Origin of the sequence: Dyella acidiphila (assembly GCF_014863405.1) — a bacterium.
Lineage (GTDB): Bacteria > Pseudomonadota > Gammaproteobacteria > Xanthomonadales > Rhodanobacteraceae > Dyella_B > Dyella_B acidiphila.
In genome coordinates, this window is the sequence record NZ_JACZZA010000010.1 from 62390 (window position 1) to 79360 (window position 16971).

A 16971-nucleotide genomic window follows, 5' to 3' on the forward strand; every position below is an offset into this window, starting at 1 on the left:
TCAACCCGGTAGTCAATCGAACTGGATATTGATGTGATAAATGTCTTCGCCTCAGCGAGCGCAGCGCTCACGATCTTTGGATCGAAGCATCAGGTTCGGCACCGTTGAGCTGCAGCGTCTCGTCATCGGCCGGCGCCGCGGCATTCTCACGCCGCCATTCGAGCAGTCGGCTCACTTGTTCGCGCAATTTGTCCACCGTGAACGGCTTGGACAGCAAGGCCGTGCCGGCCGGCAGATCGAGCGGCGCCGAATCGGCGCTGGCGTCGTAGCCGGTAATCAGCAGCACCGGCAGGCCGGGGCGCCGGTCGCGCGCGGCTTCGGCCACGCTGCGGCCGTTGACGCCGGGCAGGCCGATGTCGGTGATGATCAGGTCGATCGGATAATCGGAGACAGCAATCGACACGCCTTCCAGTCCATCCACCGCCTGGGTGATTTCGTAGCCGAGGTTGCTCAGCACTTCGGTGATCACGTTGCGGATCACCGCCTCGTCTTCCACTACCAGGATGTGCTCACCCTGCACAAAGTGCGGCTTGCTTGCGCGCACCGGTACCGGCGCGCGCTGCTTTTCGCCGACATAGCGCGGCAGATACAGCTCCACGCAAGTGCCGATGCCCTGCTCGCTTTCGATCGTGCAATAGCCGCGCGACTGGCGCGCGAAACCGTACACCATCGACAGGCCCAGTCCGGTGCCTTCGCCCGCCGCCTTGGTGGTGTAGAACGGATCGAAGGCACGCTGGCGCACCTCCTCGCTCATGCCTATCCCCGTATCGGTAATGGCGACTTTCACGTAAGGCTGATCGACCGCATCCAGGCTCGGGCTCTCCGGATCGCGGTCCAGCGCGTTATTGGCTTCGATGCGCAAACGGCCGCCGCCGGGCATGGCGTCACGCGCGTTGATGGCCAGATTGAGCAAGGCATTTTCCAGTTGGTTGGGATCGCAGCGTGCTTCCCACAGATCACTGGAAAGCACCAGCTCCAGCGCAATCTGCTCGCCCAGCGTATGGCGCAGCAATTCGGTCATGCCACCCAGCAGATTGGTGACGTCGACCGGCTGCGGATCCAGCGACTGGCGCCGCGCGAACGCCAGCAGGCGATGGGTCAGCGAGGCCGCGCGCTTCACGCTTTCCAGGGCATTGCGGATATGCTTTTCGCTGCGCTCCTGCTGCCCACGTGCAGCCAGCATCGAGATCACTTCCAGCGAACCGCTGATACCCTGCAGGATGTTGTTGAAGTCGTGCGCAATGCCACCGGTCAGCTGGCCCATGGCTTCCATTTTCTGCGCCTGGCGCAGTTGGGTTTCCATTTGCAGCTTTTCGGTCACGTCGCGGATGAAGATATTCATCAGGCGCCCGGAGGCGAGCGCGAGCGCACTCACGCTCAGTTCCACCGGGAACTGCTGATGGCTGCGGTCGATCACCACCACCTGGTGCGTGGGATGGCGCAGATCGCCGTGCAGCGCGGTCACGAACCAATCGTGGGTATCGACGTCATCGGGCGAAAAGCATAGCCAAGCCAGGCTCTTGCCCACCGCAGCTTCGCGCGACCAGCCGAACAGCGCGTGCGCCTGCGGGTTCCATTCGGTAATCAGGCCAGCTTCGTCCACCTGCACGAACGCATCCAGCGCGGTATCCAGGATGCCGCGCGCACGCCGCTCGCTTTCCATCAGCGCCACCTCGGCGGCACGCCGCGTGGTGGCGTCGCGCGTCACCTTGGCGAAGCCGACCAGGTTGTCCTGATCCCAGACTGGATCGATCACCACATTGGCCCAGAAGCGGGTGCCGTCCTTGCGCACGCGCCAGCCCTCGGCTTCGTAGCGGCCATCGTGCAAGGCCCTGGCCAGGGCCAGTTGCGGAATACCGTCGGCGCGGTCTTCGGTGGTGTAGAAGCGGGAAAAGTGCTGACCGAGAATTTCGGCTTCGCTATAGCCTTTGATCTTCTCCGCGCCAATGTTCCAGCTGGTGATATAGCCCTCGGCGTCGAGCATGAAGATGGCGTAGTCGGTCACGCTGCGCACCAGCAACTGGAAATCGCGCTCCGGGCGGCTCAGACCGTGCATCGCGACCCCGCCCTCGAAGGACTGCGCGCGCACGCGCTGTTCGCGCAGGGCCAGCGATTGCGCCAGTGCCGCTTCCGAACGTTTCTGGTCGGTGAGATCGATCAGCGCATTGATACCGCCGACCAATTCGCCCTGCTCGTCGAACAACGGGGTCGGATAAGGCATGAAAGATACGCGCGACCCATCCGGCCGCTCCGCGATGGATTCCACGTCGCGCACCACACGGCCTTCATGCAAGGCGATGGCCATCGGGCTGTGCTCGGGGGCAAGCGGGCTGCCGTCCGCATCGAACAGCCGCCAGGTTACGCTCCACAGTTCGCCCAATGCGGGCTCACGACCGGCGAACCGCACAGCCGCGGCATTGAAATACACCACTCGCCCCTGTGCATCGGTCACATAAATCGGTACAGGCAGCGCCTTCAACAGGGCCTGGGCCGGAATGAATCCAAACACGCGCTCGTCGCTTGCGTTGGGTGGCTTTTCTTGCTGTGTCACGCTGCTGCCTCCCGCGGAAGCCCTGGCCATCGTCCGCTGATCGCGAACGATGCCCCGCTTCAGGGTGAAGGACTTGTGAATCGAATGTTTATAAAGACTGTTCAACGGATTTGGTTACTTGTTTTTGGACCGTGGTTTGCTCGCGGGAGAAGCGCATGCGTAGTTCAGGTGAGCGCCGGGAGTGCCTGGGCCGAGCTGCGTCCTGCTTAGCGCGGTTCTGAATCAACCCCAAAGCCCGTGTACGCTGTGTCGCATTATTTGTCATGAAGGTCACGGCGGGCGTGACACCCCGCGGGCGATCCGTGACTTGAGCGAACGCGCCTTGGTCCGTTCCAGATCAGCCAGCGCGACCATGCCACTCAGGCGGCCTTCGCCATCGGTGATCGGCACACGGCGGATCGCTTCGTGCACCATCAGATTGGCCAACTGCTCGAGCGAGGCATCCTCGCCCAGCTGTTGCGCCGGAGCGGTCATGTAGTCCTGCACGCGGCTGCTGCCGGGCGCATCGCCGGCAGCTACGCAACGCACGATGATGTCGCGGTCGGTAATCACGCCCAGCAATTTGCGCTGTGCATCGACGACAGGGATTTCGCCGACATCCGCTTCGCGCATCAGGGCTGCCACAGCTTCGACAGAATCACCGGCAGCGCAACAGCGCGGATGGCTCGTCATGATGTCCTTAGCTTGCATATCGACCTCGCGGGAGCAGGCTTCAAACCGCCGGAACTCCCCGCCCGACGCGGCGCTGGATGCGCCTGTTCTGAGCAAGCTAGCCCTCATTTTGTGAAAAACTTGCCTTGTAATCGTCAACACCGCCGTTCACTTCGCCAACCACAAAATGCCGGCTACATTTGGTTCACCAGCCGGCAACGGCCTGCTGCTTACCGTGCCAATCCTGTTGTCATCGAGCGCCAGGCACGTGAACCACAAGCCCCATAGCCAACCAGAAAATCGCGCGCAAACCCGCACCATGCGCCGCCCCGCGCCGGCCGATCGCAATGCCTCGCCCGCCAATGCGCAAGATGCGACCGAGCACCTGGGCTTGCGCGATCCCCAGGAGCCCACCCAAGGCCCATTGCGTCTGGACGACGTCAATTACAGTCAGGACCGCATGACGCCGCCCGAGGGCAGCTACAACACCTACGCGGACGATGAAGAATCCTACCTGGACAAAGAAGATCTGCGCCCAGGCGTGCCCAACCCGCAGTTTCCCGAAGACTCGCAACGCGAGTTGCTCGACACGCTGCCGGAGGATATGGACCGCGACAGCCAGCCGCGCGTCGGCGAACACGAGGCACGTGGCGACCTGGCCATTCTCGACGACATCCATGACGTGATCGCCGATCTCGACGATGCCGACACCGAATCGATCGAGGTCAGCGTGCAGCGCGGCACCGTGAATCTTGACGGCGACGTCAAGCAGGGCGCCACGCGCAGCCGGATCGAGCAGGCGCTGGAAACCATTCCCGGCGTCACCGCGGTGTGCAACCGGCTGACTGTTCGCGGCAAAAGCGAGTACGCGCGCTGGAGCGACACCTAGAGCCGCATGCGTCACGGTGCATGTCCGGTTGGCTGCCAACGGCCAGGCATGCAGCGTGCAGATCGTTACCGGCAGAAAGTTCTTTCCCAGCCTGGTCGATCGCGTGCTGGTGCGCGACGGCTATGCCGGCCAGATGGACGAGCAACCGCTGCCCGAATGGCGGCGCGACAATCTGTGCGAACCGGTGCCGAGCGATTACGGCATGCGCGGGCGCTTCGAACCGGAAGCCCGCAGCCGCAGCTTGCACTGATGGCTGACTTCCCATCGCACGCAGCTGCTTGGCGCTGCCGGCGTATTGGGCGCACTGGCGGTGCTCGCGCGCCGACGCGATAAAGATGATTGACGTCGTATTCCCGGCTTACATCGCCGGTGTTTGACGCTCGCGCGCAGCGGGCGCGACCAGGCCCAGTGCCGCAAGATCCAGCACCGATGCTGCGCTCGGCGCGGGTGCATCTTCGTCGGTTTCATCCAGACCTTGCAGCACGGTGGTGGCGCGATGCACGCGATGCGAATGCGTGCCGCCCAGCGCCTCCTCGCCATGGTGCTCGACGATTTCCAGCAGCACGGCGCTATGGATCAGCGCCAGATGCGAAAGCGCCTGCGGAAAATTGCCCAGCTGGCGGCCGCTCTGCGCATCCGCTTCCTCGGCGTACAGGCCGAGCGGGCTGGCCAGCTTGAGCATGCGCTCGAAACGGTCGCGCGCCTCCTGCCGGCGTCCGGCAAACAGCAAGGCATCTACCAGCCAGAAACCGCAGGCGACGAAAGTACCCTCACCCGATTGCAGGCCATCGTCGCCTTTATAGCGATACACGCCCGTGCCGGTATCGAGCTCACGCAACACTTCTTCGATGGTCGCCGCCAGGCAGTTATCCGGCAGCGGAAAATTGATCAGCGGCACACGCAGCGACAAGGCGCCCACGTCGTCGCGGTCATACAGCTGGCGCAGATAGCCGGATGGCGCCATCGCGTGCCGGTGCACCTCCTCCACCATGGCGTCCATCTCCTCGCCATAGCGGCGCTCGTCATCGAGGAGCACACAGGCCCGATCCAGCGCCACCCAGCTCATCATCTTGCTGTAAACATAATGCGCCGGGGCATTGCGGCGCTCCCAGAAATCGCTGCACGGCCGCCGCCAATTGGCCGCCACATGGTCAGCCGTGCGCGCCAGCAGCGCCAGCTGTTCGGATGAGAACGCGGCGCCGAGGGTTTTGCGCAGCAGCATCCAGTCAAGCAGTTCGCCGAACACGTCGAACTGGTCTTGCAGGTATGCCGCATTGCCCACCCGTACCGGGCGGCTGCCGCCGAAGCCCTGCAGGGCCGGCTTGTCGCACTCGGTCAGTTCGCGTTCGCCGCGGATGCCATACACGATCTGCGAAGGGATGATGTCGGCGGCGGCGTGCCGAAAAACGAAATCGCAAAACTCCTCCGGCTCATCCATAAAGCCCAGCGCCGACAAGGCGAACAGGCTGAGGGTGGAATCGCGGATCCAGCTCAGGCGGTAATCCCAGTTGCGGTCGCCGCCCAGCATTTCCGGTAATGAAGTCGTGCCCGCTGCGGCAATCGCGCCGGTGGGCGCGTAGCACAGCAGTTTCAGCGCAAGCGCGCTGCGGCGCACTTCCCCGGCATACGGGCCGCGATAGCGGCAGCGGGCGATCCATTCGTGCCAGAAATGCGTGGTGATGGCCAGCAGTGGATCGACGCTATCCAGCGCTGCCTGGGCATGGTCCGGCACCCGGGTGGAGAGGATCAGTCGCATGCGTTCGCCAGCCTGCAGGTTCACGCTGCCGCCGGCCCAGTAGTCGCGCGCCTCCAGCGGCCGGTCGCACAACAGGCCACCGCCGTCCCAGGCCACGCCATATTGCATATCGCGCAGCTGCGCGCGTTGCTCGCCCCAATGCAGGCACGGCAGCATGCGGATATCGATCTGCATCTGGCCGTGTATGACCTCCACAATCCGCACAAACCAGTGTGGCGCGGCGATCTGCACAAAGCTGTTGCCTGCCTGCGCGCCAGCGCGCCCCAGTGGCATGAAATCGATGATGCGCGCGCTGCCGCGATCGGTGCTCAGCAAGGTCTCGAGCACATTGGTGTCGGGCAGATAGCGGCGTTCGGCGCGGAATGCCTCGTGCGGGCGTGTCTCCAGATAGCCACCGATGCGATCGTCCAGCAGCCGGCAGCAGACCGGCTCGGCGTCCAGATCGGGCAATGCGCACCAATCGAGCGAACCGTCCGCGGCGACCAGCGCAAAGCCATGGCAATCGCCCACTGCCGCGTAATCGTTGATGTCATGAAGAGCCATAGCATGCCAGGTGGCCGGGGCGTGTGCTGCGCAGGCTAGCCCGTTGCATGTCATGGACATGAAAATGCCGAGTTAGCGCCAGGTGATAAGCATGTGCATGGCGGCGCCGATGGACGGGACCCGGTCCCACGGCAGCGATCTTTATCACCCGCCGTTGATGTGTGCATCGCACGCTCATGATGTCCATCCACATACCGTGGCGACAGGCATGAACAAGCCGCAACGTGAGTTCTACGATGCCTCATCTGCTGATGCGCCTGATTGCCAACCGGACCGACCTGGAACATATCGCCGCGCATATCCGTGGCCTGCATGGCGTGCAGAACATCGCGCAGGCAGATGACCTGGTGCCGCAGATGGGCCGGCAAAGTCCGGCAACCGTGGCGCGCCCGGCCGATGCCCATCCAACACTGCATTCACTCGACATCCAGCTGGACGACGACAACGCGCTCCACGCCGTACGCCGCGCCGCACAGGCGGCCTGTGCGCAGCGTGGCATCGAGCCGGAATTTATCGAAGACGATTGATCCGCACTCAATGCGATGACGGCAGCGACCTGCGCTGCGGAACATTCTGCGGTTCGTGCGGGGTATTGGCGTCCGGCGATTCTTGATTGCGCTTGTTGGTCTGCGGATGCGGCTCTGCGTAGCCGGATCTGCGCGGCAGGGTTTCGGGCCGTTGTGCAGGCTTTTTCATGGCAGTTGCTTCATGCTTGGCGCCAACCGAGGCGGCGTGCGCAGCATGCGCGGCGCAACGCCCAGGGGTCGTGAATAAAACCGCAAACACGCTGCCGGCATTTCATCACCGGCAGCAGGCTTTTTGCTCACGCTCGTCCGCGCACACTAACTCCCTGCCCTCGCGGCCGGTGTCCACGAAAGTCCCCTCACTGTGGCCGCCTCCGTACTCAGGAGCGCCGCCGCCTCCGCGATGGACGAACTGCGCCGCGAGGACAGACTTGGCTACGCGAAGACTTGCAACCCCAACACAGGCAGACGCCTGCTTCGACAGGAATTCAACTATGGTCAGTTCTCCGCATTTCCTTACCGCATCCACGCTTACCGGCGACGCCGTCAAGAACCTGCAGGGCGAATCGCTCGGCGATCTGAAGGACATCATGATCGACACCGACACCGGCACCATCGCCTACGGCGTGCTTTCCTTTGGCGGCGTGCTCGGCATGGGCGATAAATTGTTTGCCGTGCCCTGGGACGCGATCCAGGTCGACGGCGCCAACAAGCAGCTGCTGCTGAATGTGGACAAGCAGCGGCTGAAAGACGCACCCGGCTTCGACAAGGACCACTGGCCGAACTTTGCCGACACCCAGTTCATCAGCCAGATCCGGGAGTACTACAAACATTGAATGCTCGCGGCCCTGGCCTTCCCGGCCAGGGCCGCAGCTTGCGAGAGCCATCATGTCGCACGACCGCAAAGATATCTGCCATCCCCATGATCCCGCTTCATCCTCCGAAAAAGAAAGCAAGCAGAACCGCGAAGCACGCAAACGGCACGAGAGCGATAACCACGATCTGGCACTGGAAGAAACATTTCCCGCCAGCGATCCGGTAGGGTGAGGCTGTAGGCCGGCGGCGAGCGCAGGCGCGCCCACAGGTCGATGCTCCAGCCGAAGATGCCGACAAACAGCAGAAACGGCACCAGCGTCCACAGCAATTCGATATGCATGGCGTTGGTCGGCGGTGCGCTGCGGTCGGCGTTACTGCCACGGCGGAATTTCACGCACATCCAGAACATCACGGCAAACACGCCCACTGCCACCGTGCCGCACAGCACCAGCATGGCGTCGAACATGCGATCGAGCGAAGGCGCAAAGTTCGACGCCTCGGGCAATGTCGGTACCATCATCCAGTCGCGCCCCGCCGCCCGTAGCGCAGTAGCACCACCAGCACCGCCAGCAGGCTTACGAAGGCCACGCCCAGCCACTGCATCATGTGCACGATGGTCAGCGTGTAGCGGCCGGTGGTGGGGTCGTAACCACAGCACAGCAACACCAGCTGGTCGACCAGGTTGCCAAGCGTGCCGTGCGATGCGGCCACCACTGCCAGCCGGACCGTGCGCGGCACAAAGCTCACGCCCATCAAATACTGGTTCACTACACCGTCGGGCCGCACGATCATGGCGCCGGCCGGATGCATGTATTGCTTGATGGTGTCGTCGTAGTCGTAGCGTTCGCCGACCGCGGCGGCCACAGCGTGGATCGAGGCATCGCTGCCCATCAGGAAATGCCAGGCACCGGCGTTGCCGGCATAGTTGCTCTGCAGCAGGTGGCGCTGCGCCTGGCGCGCATCGTCCGCCGATTCGCGCGGATCGATGCTGAGGAAGATCACGCTGACGTCCTTGCCGGCCTGCAGCTTGCCCAGGGCCAGCGCGTGCGCCATCGCCTGCTGGGTGACGCCACATAAATTGGGGCAGTCGAAATAGCCCAGCATCAGGATCGTGGGCCGGCCATCCATCCATTGCGCAAGCGTCGCCTGGGTGCCGTCGGCATCCACAAAATGCATCTGCACCGGCAGCTGCGCGCCCAGGTGCTGCTGGATGCCGGCACGCGCCAGCAGATCGGTCGGCGGCGGCGCGCCGGCGAACGCAGCGTGCATCAGCAACAGCCACAGCACCGCCAGCATGCTCGCTTTCATCGGGCGCTTCCGCTGGATGCCGGCGCCTTGTCGTGCTGGGTGGCCAGCACCTGCATGGCGCGTTCGATCGGAATACGGGCGACGCCGCTGCCCTGGTTCACCCAGCCATAGCTGTTCAGCTGCTGCCGTTGCGCGCGATCGAGCACGGCACGATCGGCCGGCGGCGTCGCCTGCAGGCGTGGTGGTGCGGGCACCTGTTGCGCCGGCACCGCCGGGTAGCGCGGCACCATGTGCTGCCACAGCAGCGCCATCAGCAGCAGGATCAGCGCCACCGCGCAGGCAAAGCCCACGCCCAGCCTGGTCAGCACGGGCGCGTCGATGTGGTGTTTTTCGTGGCCTTGCGCGTTCACGACAGACGCACCTCGCTCAACAGCAATACGCGATACCTGATCGCGCAAACTCCGAGCAACCCGGCGCAAAGGAAGGGATCGCCCCAGCCCTGCACGGCGCCTTGCGCAACCCTGCCTGGCAGGATCAACCAGGCGGTGTTGATGGCCTGTGCAATCAAAGTGACCGCCGCCACGATCATCGCTACACGCCACGACGACTTGGCCTTCACCGGCAGCAAGGCGAAAAACGGCACACCCAGGCCTAGTATTACCAGTGCGATCGCCAGCCGTGGCCAGTGCGCGGCCATGCGCGGCAGCCGTCCCGCACTACCCAGCCGTCATTCCGCGCCCCCGTCATCCCGTATTACCCCCCCGTCATCCCGGCGAAGGCCGGGACCCAGTGCCTTTTTTGGCCGATGAAGTTGGGTTGAAAGAGCGAAGTCACTGGATCCCGGCCTTCGCCGGGACGACGGTTTGGGGAGTCACGCGCGAGTTTGACCGCTTGGATAGTCGCGCGGGGTTTGACGGCTTGGGGAGTCACACACGAGTTTGACCGCCTGGATAGTCGCGCGAGGTTGGGCGGCTGCACATCACATCACTCCTGATGACACCGCTTCTCATAGTGATAAGTGGGATGGTTGGCCTGATGGTTTTCCTGCACCTTCTTGCCCGCATAGCCACCCGCCACCACACCGCCTGCGGTCGCCAGCAGATTGCCTTTGCCCTTGCCGACGGTGTGGCCAAGCAAGCCGCCCGCCACCGCACCCACCGCGGTGCCGGCGATCTGATGATTGTCCTTGGGCGCATCTTCCACTTGCACCGTATGGCATACCTCGCGCGTACCGCTCTGCGGCGTGCTGTAGGTGCTTTGTGCATGCAGGCCAGCGCAGCCGCCTGCCAGCAGGGCAGCCAAAGCGAAGACAGATAGGGATTTCATCGCGCATCACCTCCGTTGCCGGGGTTCCGATGCAATCACCCTGTCACAGCGAAGGTTGCCGTCATGTCGAGGCGGCATGACGACCTTCGGCAGCACACTGAGCGCGGGCCTAACCGCTAGCTGTCGGCGTCCGGCGCGGATGCCGTGGACGGATGATGGAAAATGGCTGCGCGCAATTCGCGCGCCAGGTCATCCAGGGTGAACGGCTTGCTGAGCAGGTGCACGCCATGATCGAGCACACCGTTATGCACGACGGCATTGCGGGTATAGCCGGTCATGCATAGCACCGGCATGTCGGGGCGCAGCTTGCGGGCCGCCTCCATCAATTCGCGGCCGCTGATTCCTGGCATCACTACATCGGTCAACAAGACATTGATCTGCGCATCTTCGGCGATCTTCGCCAGCGCCGTGGTCGCGCCATCCGCTTCGGCCGTCTCATAGCCCAGATCCTGCAGGGCTGCGAGCACGAAATTGCGCACGTCGGCGTCGTCCTCCACCACCAGCACCTTGCGCCGCTGGGCCAGCGGCAATTCCGGCGCGGCCGGACGCTCCAGCTCCGCATCGGCCTTGCAGTACAGGTCGCGCGGCAGATAGAGCTTGATATTGGTGCCTACGCCCGGCTCGCTATAGATCTTCACGTGCCCGCGCGATTGCTTGATAAAGCCATGCACCTGACTCAGGCCCAGGCCAGTGCCGCGTCCCACTTCCTTGGTGGTAAAGAACGGATCGAACGCACGCTCGATCACTTCCGGCGACATGCCGGCGCCAGTATCGGTCACCGCCACCATCACATACTGGCCGGCCTCCACCTCTCCGTGGGCATCCGCATAGGCCTGGTCGAGCAAGGCATTGGCGGTCTCGATGGTGATGCGGCCGGAGCCGTTCATCGCATCGCGGCTGTTCACGGTCAGGTTGAGAATCGCACTCTCCAGTTGCGGCCGGTCGACATAGGCATGCCACAAGCCCACGCCCTGCACGATTTCGATCTGGATATCCTCGCCCAGCGCCCGATGCAGCATCACCGACATGTCGCGCACGCACTGATTGACATCCAGCGTCTTGGGTTTAAGTGGCTGCTGGCGCGAAAACGCCAGCAGGCCACGGGTCAGTTCGGCTGCGCGCATGGCGCCGCTGTGGGCATTTTCGGCCAGCGTGCGCGAGCGCGCATCCTGCTCGGGCAGGCGCCGCATCAGCATTTCCAGATTGCCGACGATGATCGCCAGCATATTGTTGAAATCGTGTGCCACCCCGCCGGTGAGCTGACCCAGAGCTTCCATTTTCTGCGACTGGCGCAACTGCGATTCGGCCGTTTCGCGCTGCTGTATTTCCGACTGCAGCGACTGATTGGCAGCCTGCACCTCGTCCACGTAGCGCCGCGCCCGGCGCAGCATGATCAAGGCGATGGCCGCGGCCAGCACGATCATCGCCAGCACCGCAGCCAGCATCAGGTTGCGATGCATCTGCGCCTGTGCGATGCGCTCGCGCAGCATCTGGTCTTCGATGCGGATGAACTCGTCCACGTTCGCGCGGATCTCGTCCATCAGGTTGCGGCCCAGGTTGGAGTGCACCAGGGCCATGGAGATCTCGCTGCGATGGCTCATGCGGTCTTCGATGGTGCTCGACAGCTCGTCCAGCTTGGCATCGATCAGCGGATACAGCTCGCTCAGCTGTTTCTGATGGGTGGGATTGTCGGTGACCAGGCCAGACAGCTGCTTTTTCAAGCCGCCGATTTCGCGCCGGGCTTCGAAATACGGCACAAGGTAGCTCGCATCGTTCGTCAGCAGATAGCCGCGCTGGCCGGTCTCGGCATCTTTCATTGCGCTGAGCAACTGCAGTGCGGTCTGCCGGGTCTGCCAGGATTGGTCGGCCCATGCGGCCGCGCGTTCGCTGGAAAGCAGGCTGGCCACGGCCAGGCCGCAGATCAGCGCCAGCAACACCACGCAGCCGAGGATATCGGTGCCAAGCCGGCGCTGAGCCGCCTTCAGCGGCAACGAAAGTTGGGACAGCCTGGCGCTCATGAACCCGGCTCAGCGCCAGCAGCCGTGTGCACGACAAGGCGGGCGATTATGGACCACACGCGAGCGCGGTGATCTTCTGCAGCAACGCTTCCCTGCCGAAAGGTTTGGACAAATAGCTGACCCACGCATGCTGGTCGATCTGCTCCGGCGCCAGCGCACCGGAAACCACCAGCAGCGGACAGACCAGGCCTTCGCGGCGCAACGCCAGGCCCATATCGATGCCGCTGGTGCCATGTGGAAGATGCAGGTCGGTGATGATCACGCCGATATCGCGCCGGCCGGCCACCATTTCGCGCGCCTGTTCCGAATCGTTGGCGCAAAGCACGTTATAGCCGGCGTCCTCCAACATGTAGGCGGTGACTTCAAGAACTTCCGGCTGGTCGTCCACCAGCAGCACTGTCGTTGCCATCAGTACCTCTCGCTGAGGTTGGGGCGTCACGCGAAGCGGAAATTTAATCATCCGGGCCTGCACATTATGTGAAGAACGCGTACACATTCAAATACTGTCGCGCTCTTTTTATTCACGTGCGGCCCACAACTACCTGCTTAGCTTGGTAATGTCGCAAGCCATGGGGCTGCCGTGCACAAGCGAATCGCCTTGATCGTGTTTTTTATCCTGCTGTGCCTGATGCTGTTCTACGGCGCCTATCGCGCCTATCGGCATCAGGAGGCCCGGCCGGCGGTGTCGCCGACGGCGGCTCTGCTGCTGGCTATCCCCTGGCAGCGTCGGCGGCGCCCCGCCCTCACGAGCGAGCCGCCGGCGTAGGTAGCTTCAATGGCCTTGGCACACGGCGCGCGCAGCAGCGCATACGTGCTCAGCGGTGAAACCGAATTCGCGCAGCAGCACCTTGTCGCTGGCCGAAGCGCCGAAGCGGTCGATGCCCAGCATGATGCCCTGTCCTCCCAGGTACTTGTCCCAGCCGAAGGGCGATGCCGCCTCCACCGCCACGCGCGCGGTAATGGCGGGCGGCAGCACTTCATCGCGCTGCGCCTGCGGCAGCGCATCGAACAGTTCCTGGCACGGCATCGAAATGCAGCGCACGGCCAGGCCTTCCTGCGCCAGCTGCTCGGCGGCGGCAAGGATCAGGCTTACCTCCGAACCGCTCGCCATCAGCAGCAATTGAGGGCGCCCATCCGGCGCGTCGCGCAAGATATAGGCACCTTGGCGCAAGCCTTCGGCCGATCCGCATACGTTGCGATCCAGCGTCGGCACCTTCTGCCGCGTCAACGCCAGCAGTACTGGCCGATCCTGCGATTGCACCGCAACTTTCCACGCCACTGCCGTTTCGTTCGCATCGGCCGGACGAATCACCAGCGCATTCGGCATGGCGCGCAATCCCGCCAGGTGTTCCACCGGTTGATGGGTGGGGCCGTCCTCGCCCAGCGCGATGCTGTCATGGGTGAATACATGCACCACATGCAGGCCCATCAGCGCGGCGAGGCGGATCGGCGGCCGCATGTAATCGGAAAACACCAGAAAGGTGGCGCCGTAGGGGATGAATCCGCCATGCGCGGCCAGGCCGTTGACGATCGAGCCCATCGCATGTTCGCGTACGCCGAAATGGATATTGCGCCCGGTATAGGCCCATTCCGATTGCGGTATCTGCAGGGGCTCTAGCTGCCCGGTCTGTGGCGGATCGAAATTGCCGAATTCGCTCAATGCCGTCTTGGTCGACGGATCGAGGTCGGCCGAGCCGCCGACCAGTGCCGGCAGATGCGGGGCCATCGCGTTCATCACCTTGCCGGATGCTTCACGCGTGGCAAGCCCTTCGGGATCGGCGTCGAAATGCGGGATATGTGCATCCCAGCCCGGCGGCAACTCGCCGTTCAAGCGCGTCATCAATTCGGCATGCAGTTGCGGATAGTCGGTGAGATAGCCGCTCATGCATTGCATCCATTCGTTTTCCAGGTCGGCACCCAGCTTCACCGCTTCGCGCATATAGGCGAATACCTCGCCCGGCACGAAGAAGTCCGGCTCCAGCGGCCAACCGAGTTTCTGCTTGGTGGCGCGTACCGCATCCTTGCCCAGCGGCGAGCCGTGCGCCTTGTAGCTGTCCTGCACGGGCGAGCCGAAGCCGATATGGGTGTGCACGCGGATCAGCGACGGCCGCGCCACTTCGCGCTGCGCCTGATGGATGGCCTGCTCGATACTGGCCAGGTCGTTGCCGTCTTCGACCAGCACCGTATGCCAGCCGTATGCCTGGAACCGCTGTTCGCAGTTTTCGGTGAAGGTGACGCTGGTACTGCCGGCCAGGGTCACCTCGTTGTCGTCGTACAGGCAAATAAGCTTGCCCAATTTGAGATGACCGGCGAGCGAGGCCGCTTCCGAGGCGACACCTTCCATCAGGTCGCCATCGCTGGCCAGCACATAGGTGTAGTGATCCACCACCTTGTACCGCTCGCGGTTGTAGCGTGCCGCCAGATGCGCCTCCGCTATCGCCATGCCGACGGCGTTGGCAAAGCCCTGCCCCAGCGGGCCGGTAGTGACTTCCACGCCGGGCGTATGCCCGCGTTCGGGGTGGCCGGGGGTTTTGCTGCCCCATTGCCGGAAGTGTTGCAGGTCATCCAGCGAAAGATCGTAGCCGGCGAGAAACAGCAGGCTGTACAGCAGGGCCGAGCCATGGCCGGCCGAAAGCACGAAGCGGTCGCGGTTAGGCCATTGCGGATTGTGCGGATTGTGACGCAGGAAATGCGACCACAGCACATACGCCATCGGGGCCGCGTCAAGCGGCAGGCCGGGATGGCCGCTATTGGCTTTTTCCACCATATCTACCGCCAGGAAGCGGATGGTGTCGATACATTGCTGATCAATCTTGGACATAAGGCAGCCACGGCGTAACAGTGATGGGCAGCACGCAGCCTGACCAGCGCGCAGTTAGCCGGTCGTGAGCGTGCGATGTATCCGCAGTCACAAACGCTAGGTGACACCGCCGGCGGCGTCCTGCGCTTCTTCGGCGCAGCCATCGTGCCCGCAATCGCATTCCTCTTCGGTGACGCGCGCGCCGACGCGCGTGTCGTTGTAGCGGCAGGATTCGCTGCAATACTCCTGCTCGCTGCTGATCATGCATTCGCAGGGCGCGTAGGCGCATTTATGATCGATTTGCATGCTTGGGTTCTCCGATTCGGTAATCCAGCAGACCCTGTTCAGGCCCGCGCTTAGTCGGACTCGCCGTCTTTGCCGCTGGAGAACAGTCCGGCCAGCGCCTGCCGCGTGCTCTGCTTGATCACGCCAAGGCGATCGGGATCGGCCTTGGCCAGCGCCGTCATATAGGCCTTGGCCTGGCTCCAGGTGATGTGCGGCGGCAATGGCGGCACATCCGGATCGGTGATGAACTCGATCAGCACGGGGCGGTTGGCACGCAGCGCTTCTTCCCACGCGGCGCCAATGCCTTCCTGGCTGTCGACGCGAATGCCCTTGAAGCCGAGCATTTCCGCATAGACCGCATACGGAAACGCTTCCACATCCTGCGCCGAGGGAAACTTCGGATAACCGAACACGCGCCGGATACCCCAATCGCTAAGGCGCTGGAGTATGAAATCGCCTACTTTCTCCGTCATGAAGTTCTCCGCCGTGGCGGCGCGCGCTGATCGCACGCCAATGCATGAACCCGACCTTGCAACCACGGCGGTTTGCGATAAGTGAAAATAAGATCGATGCAATGGCGACGTTGCGGACTGCGCAATCGATCGCCGCCGACGACGACAATGCGTATTCGCAAAATGGGGGAGCTTTTCATCACGTCCCGGCAACATCGCGCGATGCTAGTTTGCTAGACGCTGCATTCATCGCTTGTTCGCGAGAACCACCGCTTCGGCGCAGACAAGCGCGGTGCATTTCGCCTCATCCATTGACACGGTGATGCCTGATTACACAACCAGTGCGCAACGACTGCTGTTCGCAGCGACGCATCGTGCCGCCGATGCGAACAATCCGCTGGCGTTGCCAGTCGCTTCGATTCCCCGCGGCAATCTGCATACGCTGAAGAATCGCGCAATGCGCTGTCAGGCCTGTCCGTTATGGGCGCCGGCCACCCAGACCGTATTCGGCAAAGGGCGCGCCAATGCTCCGCTGATGCTGATAGGCGAACAACCCGGCGATCGCGAAGACAAACAGGGGCGGCCCTTCACCGGGCCGGCAGGCGCGCTGTTGCAGCGCGCGCTGGATGCCGCCGAGCTGCAGCACACGGATATCTACCTGACCAATGTCATGAAGCATTTCAAATTCGAGCGCCATGGCAAGACACGCCTGCACAAACGCGCGAGCGCCGCCGAACAAGCCATCTGCCGCCGCTGGCTGGCCGCGGAAATGCTGCAGCTGCAGCCGGTGGCAGTGATCGCACTCGGCGCGATGGCGGCGCAGACGCTGTTCGGCCGCGATTTCCGGCTAACCAGCGAGCTGGGCGTATGGCGGCAACTGCCGCGCTTTGTCGGCCTGGGCACCTGGCATCCATCGGCGATCCTGCGCGCCAGGAGTTCGGCGTTACGCGAAGAGATGTTCCAGCAGCTGGTGCAGCATCTGCAAAGTGCGCGGCTGCAGCTTGAACAAAAAGCATAAGCCCGCGCCATTGTTCCCGCAGCCGTGCTCACAAAAAATTCCTGCGCCTTGCACGCCGTCACTGCCATAGTCGAAACCGCCTGCAACTACGTTC

At 63.3% G+C, this 16971-nt stretch carries 20 protein-coding genes; 6 read left to right on the forward strand and 14 right to left on the reverse strand.

The genetic code is table 11. The features are described from left to right. Positions 1-67: 67 nt before the first annotated feature. Both IGX34_RS15690 and IGX34_RS15695 read right to left on the reverse strand, forming a co-directional pair. Entirely contained in the window at positions 68-2551 is a 2484-nt protein-coding gene (locus IGX34_RS15690; RefSeq protein WP_192556669.1) for a PAS domain S-box protein, read from the reverse strand. A gap of 270 nt (positions 2552-2821) precedes the next feature. After that, the gene (locus IGX34_RS15695; protein ID WP_338015494.1) at positions 2822-3331 is read right to left on the reverse strand and encodes a CBS domain-containing protein; all 510 of its coding nucleotides are present in this window, start codon (positions 3329-3331) and stop codon (positions 2822-2824) included. 190 nt (positions 3332-3521) lie between these two features. Between IGX34_RS15695 and IGX34_RS15700 the strand changes: the two genes are divergently transcribed. Continuing rightward, on the forward strand, positions 3522-4091 hold the full coding sequence (locus IGX34_RS15700) for a BON domain-containing protein (protein WP_192556671.1): 570 nt from the start codon (positions 3522-3524) through the stop codon (positions 4089-4091). A 55-nt stretch (positions 4092-4146) separates the two neighbouring features. After that, positions 4147-4341 carry a hypothetical protein gene (locus IGX34_RS15705; protein ID WP_192556672.1) on the forward strand — a complete coding sequence of 65 codons (195 nt, stop codon included), beginning with the start codon at positions 4147-4149 and terminating at the stop codon, positions 4339-4341. Positions 4342-4449: 108 nt separating this feature from the next. Here the strand turns inward: IGX34_RS15705 and IGX34_RS15710 are convergent, their stop codons facing one another. Next, positions 4450-6390 carry a glycoside hydrolase family 15 protein gene (locus tag IGX34_RS15710; RefSeq protein ID WP_192556673.1) on the reverse strand — a complete coding sequence of 647 codons (1941 nt, stop codon included), beginning with the start codon at positions 6388-6390 and terminating at the stop codon, positions 4450-4452. A 236-nt stretch (positions 6391-6626) separates the two neighbouring features. Here IGX34_RS15710 and IGX34_RS15715 point away from each other — a divergent pair, with 236 nt between their 5' ends. After that, positions 6627-6917, forward strand: coding sequence for a hypothetical protein (locus tag IGX34_RS15715; protein WP_192556674.1), 291 nt, complete (start codon positions 6627-6629; stop codon positions 6915-6917). Positions 6918-6924: 7 nt separating this feature from the next. On the opposite strand, the gene IGX34_RS15720 is transcribed toward IGX34_RS15715, so the two are convergent. Further along, a complete protein-coding gene (locus tag IGX34_RS15720; RefSeq protein WP_192556675.1) occupies positions 6925-7086 on the reverse strand; it encodes a hypothetical protein in 162 nt (53 codons plus the stop codon). A gap of 322 nt (positions 7087-7408) precedes the next feature. Here IGX34_RS15720 and IGX34_RS15725 point away from each other — a divergent pair, with 322 nt between their 5' ends. Continuing rightward, positions 7409-7750 carry a PRC-barrel domain-containing protein gene (locus IGX34_RS15725; RefSeq protein ID WP_192556676.1) on the forward strand — a complete coding sequence of 114 codons (342 nt, stop codon included), beginning with the start codon at positions 7409-7411 and terminating at the stop codon, positions 7748-7750. 50 nt (positions 7751-7800) lie between these two features. On the opposite strand, the gene IGX34_RS15730 is transcribed toward IGX34_RS15725, so the two are convergent. The 7 genes from IGX34_RS15730 to IGX34_RS15760 all read right to left on the reverse strand — a co-directional run bounded on the left by IGX34_RS15730 (position 7801) and on the right by IGX34_RS15760 (position 12731). Next, positions 7801-8250: a cytochrome c oxidase subunit II transmembrane domain-containing protein gene (locus tag IGX34_RS15730; RefSeq protein WP_338015492.1), complete on the reverse strand. Its 450-nt coding sequence runs from the start codon at positions 8248-8250 to the stop codon at positions 7801-7803. After that, complete coding sequence (locus tag IGX34_RS15735) at positions 8247-9038, reverse strand: SCO family protein (protein WP_192556678.1); 792 nt, start codon at positions 9036-9038, stop codon at positions 8247-8249. The genes IGX34_RS15730 and IGX34_RS15735 overlap by 4 nt, the downstream gene beginning before the upstream one ends. Next, entirely contained in the window at positions 9035-9388 is a 354-nt protein-coding gene (locus IGX34_RS15740) for a hypothetical protein (RefSeq protein WP_192556679.1), read from the reverse strand. Before IGX34_RS15740 ends, IGX34_RS15735 begins: the two co-directional genes overlap by 4 nt. Continuing rightward, positions 9385-9675 carry a hypothetical protein gene (locus tag IGX34_RS15745; protein WP_192556680.1) on the reverse strand — a complete coding sequence of 97 codons (291 nt, stop codon included), beginning with the start codon at positions 9673-9675 and terminating at the stop codon, positions 9385-9387. The genes IGX34_RS15740 and IGX34_RS15745 overlap by 4 nt, the downstream gene beginning before the upstream one ends. A 287-nt stretch (positions 9676-9962) precedes the next feature. Beyond that, entirely contained in the window at positions 9963-10304 is a 342-nt protein-coding gene (locus IGX34_RS22380; RefSeq protein WP_192556681.1) for a glycine zipper 2TM domain-containing protein, read from the reverse strand. Positions 10305-10420: 116 nt separating this feature from the next. After that, complete coding sequence (locus IGX34_RS15755; protein ID WP_192556682.1) at positions 10421-12322, reverse strand: CHASE3 domain-containing protein; 1902 nt, start codon at positions 12320-12322, stop codon at positions 10421-10423. Between the two features lie 46 nt (positions 12323-12368). Next, the gene (locus IGX34_RS15760; RefSeq protein WP_192556683.1) at positions 12369-12731 is read right to left on the reverse strand and encodes a response regulator; all 363 of its coding nucleotides are present in this window, start codon (positions 12729-12731) and stop codon (positions 12369-12371) included. A 171-nt stretch (positions 12732-12902) separates the two neighbouring features. Between IGX34_RS15760 and IGX34_RS15765 the strand changes: the two genes are divergently transcribed. Next, complete coding sequence (locus IGX34_RS15765) at positions 12903-13088, forward strand: hypothetical protein (RefSeq protein ID WP_192556684.1); 186 nt, start codon at positions 12903-12905, stop codon at positions 13086-13088. Between the two features lie 6 nt (positions 13089-13094). On the opposite strand, the gene tkt is transcribed toward IGX34_RS15765, so the two are convergent. From tkt to IGX34_RS15780, 3 genes are all read right to left on the reverse strand, one after another. Further along, positions 13095-15143, reverse strand: coding sequence for a transketolase (tkt, locus tag IGX34_RS15770; RefSeq protein WP_192556685.1), 2049 nt, complete (start codon positions 15141-15143; stop codon positions 13095-13097). Positions 15144-15239: 96 nt separating this feature from the next. After that, on the reverse strand, positions 15240-15428 hold the full coding sequence (locus IGX34_RS15775; protein ID WP_192556686.1) for a hypothetical protein: 189 nt from the start codon (positions 15426-15428) through the stop codon (positions 15240-15242). Positions 15429-15478: 50 nt separating this feature from the next. Then, a complete protein-coding gene (locus tag IGX34_RS15780; RefSeq protein ID WP_192556687.1) occupies positions 15479-15880 on the reverse strand; it encodes a hypothetical protein in 402 nt (133 codons plus the stop codon). A 301-nt stretch (positions 15881-16181) separates the two neighbouring features. On the opposite strand from IGX34_RS15780, the gene IGX34_RS15785 reads away from it, so the two are divergent. Then, entirely contained in the window at positions 16182-16877 is a 696-nt protein-coding gene (locus tag IGX34_RS15785; protein WP_192556688.1) for a UdgX family uracil-DNA binding protein, read from the forward strand. The last annotated feature ends 94 nt before the right edge of the window (positions 16878-16971 follow it).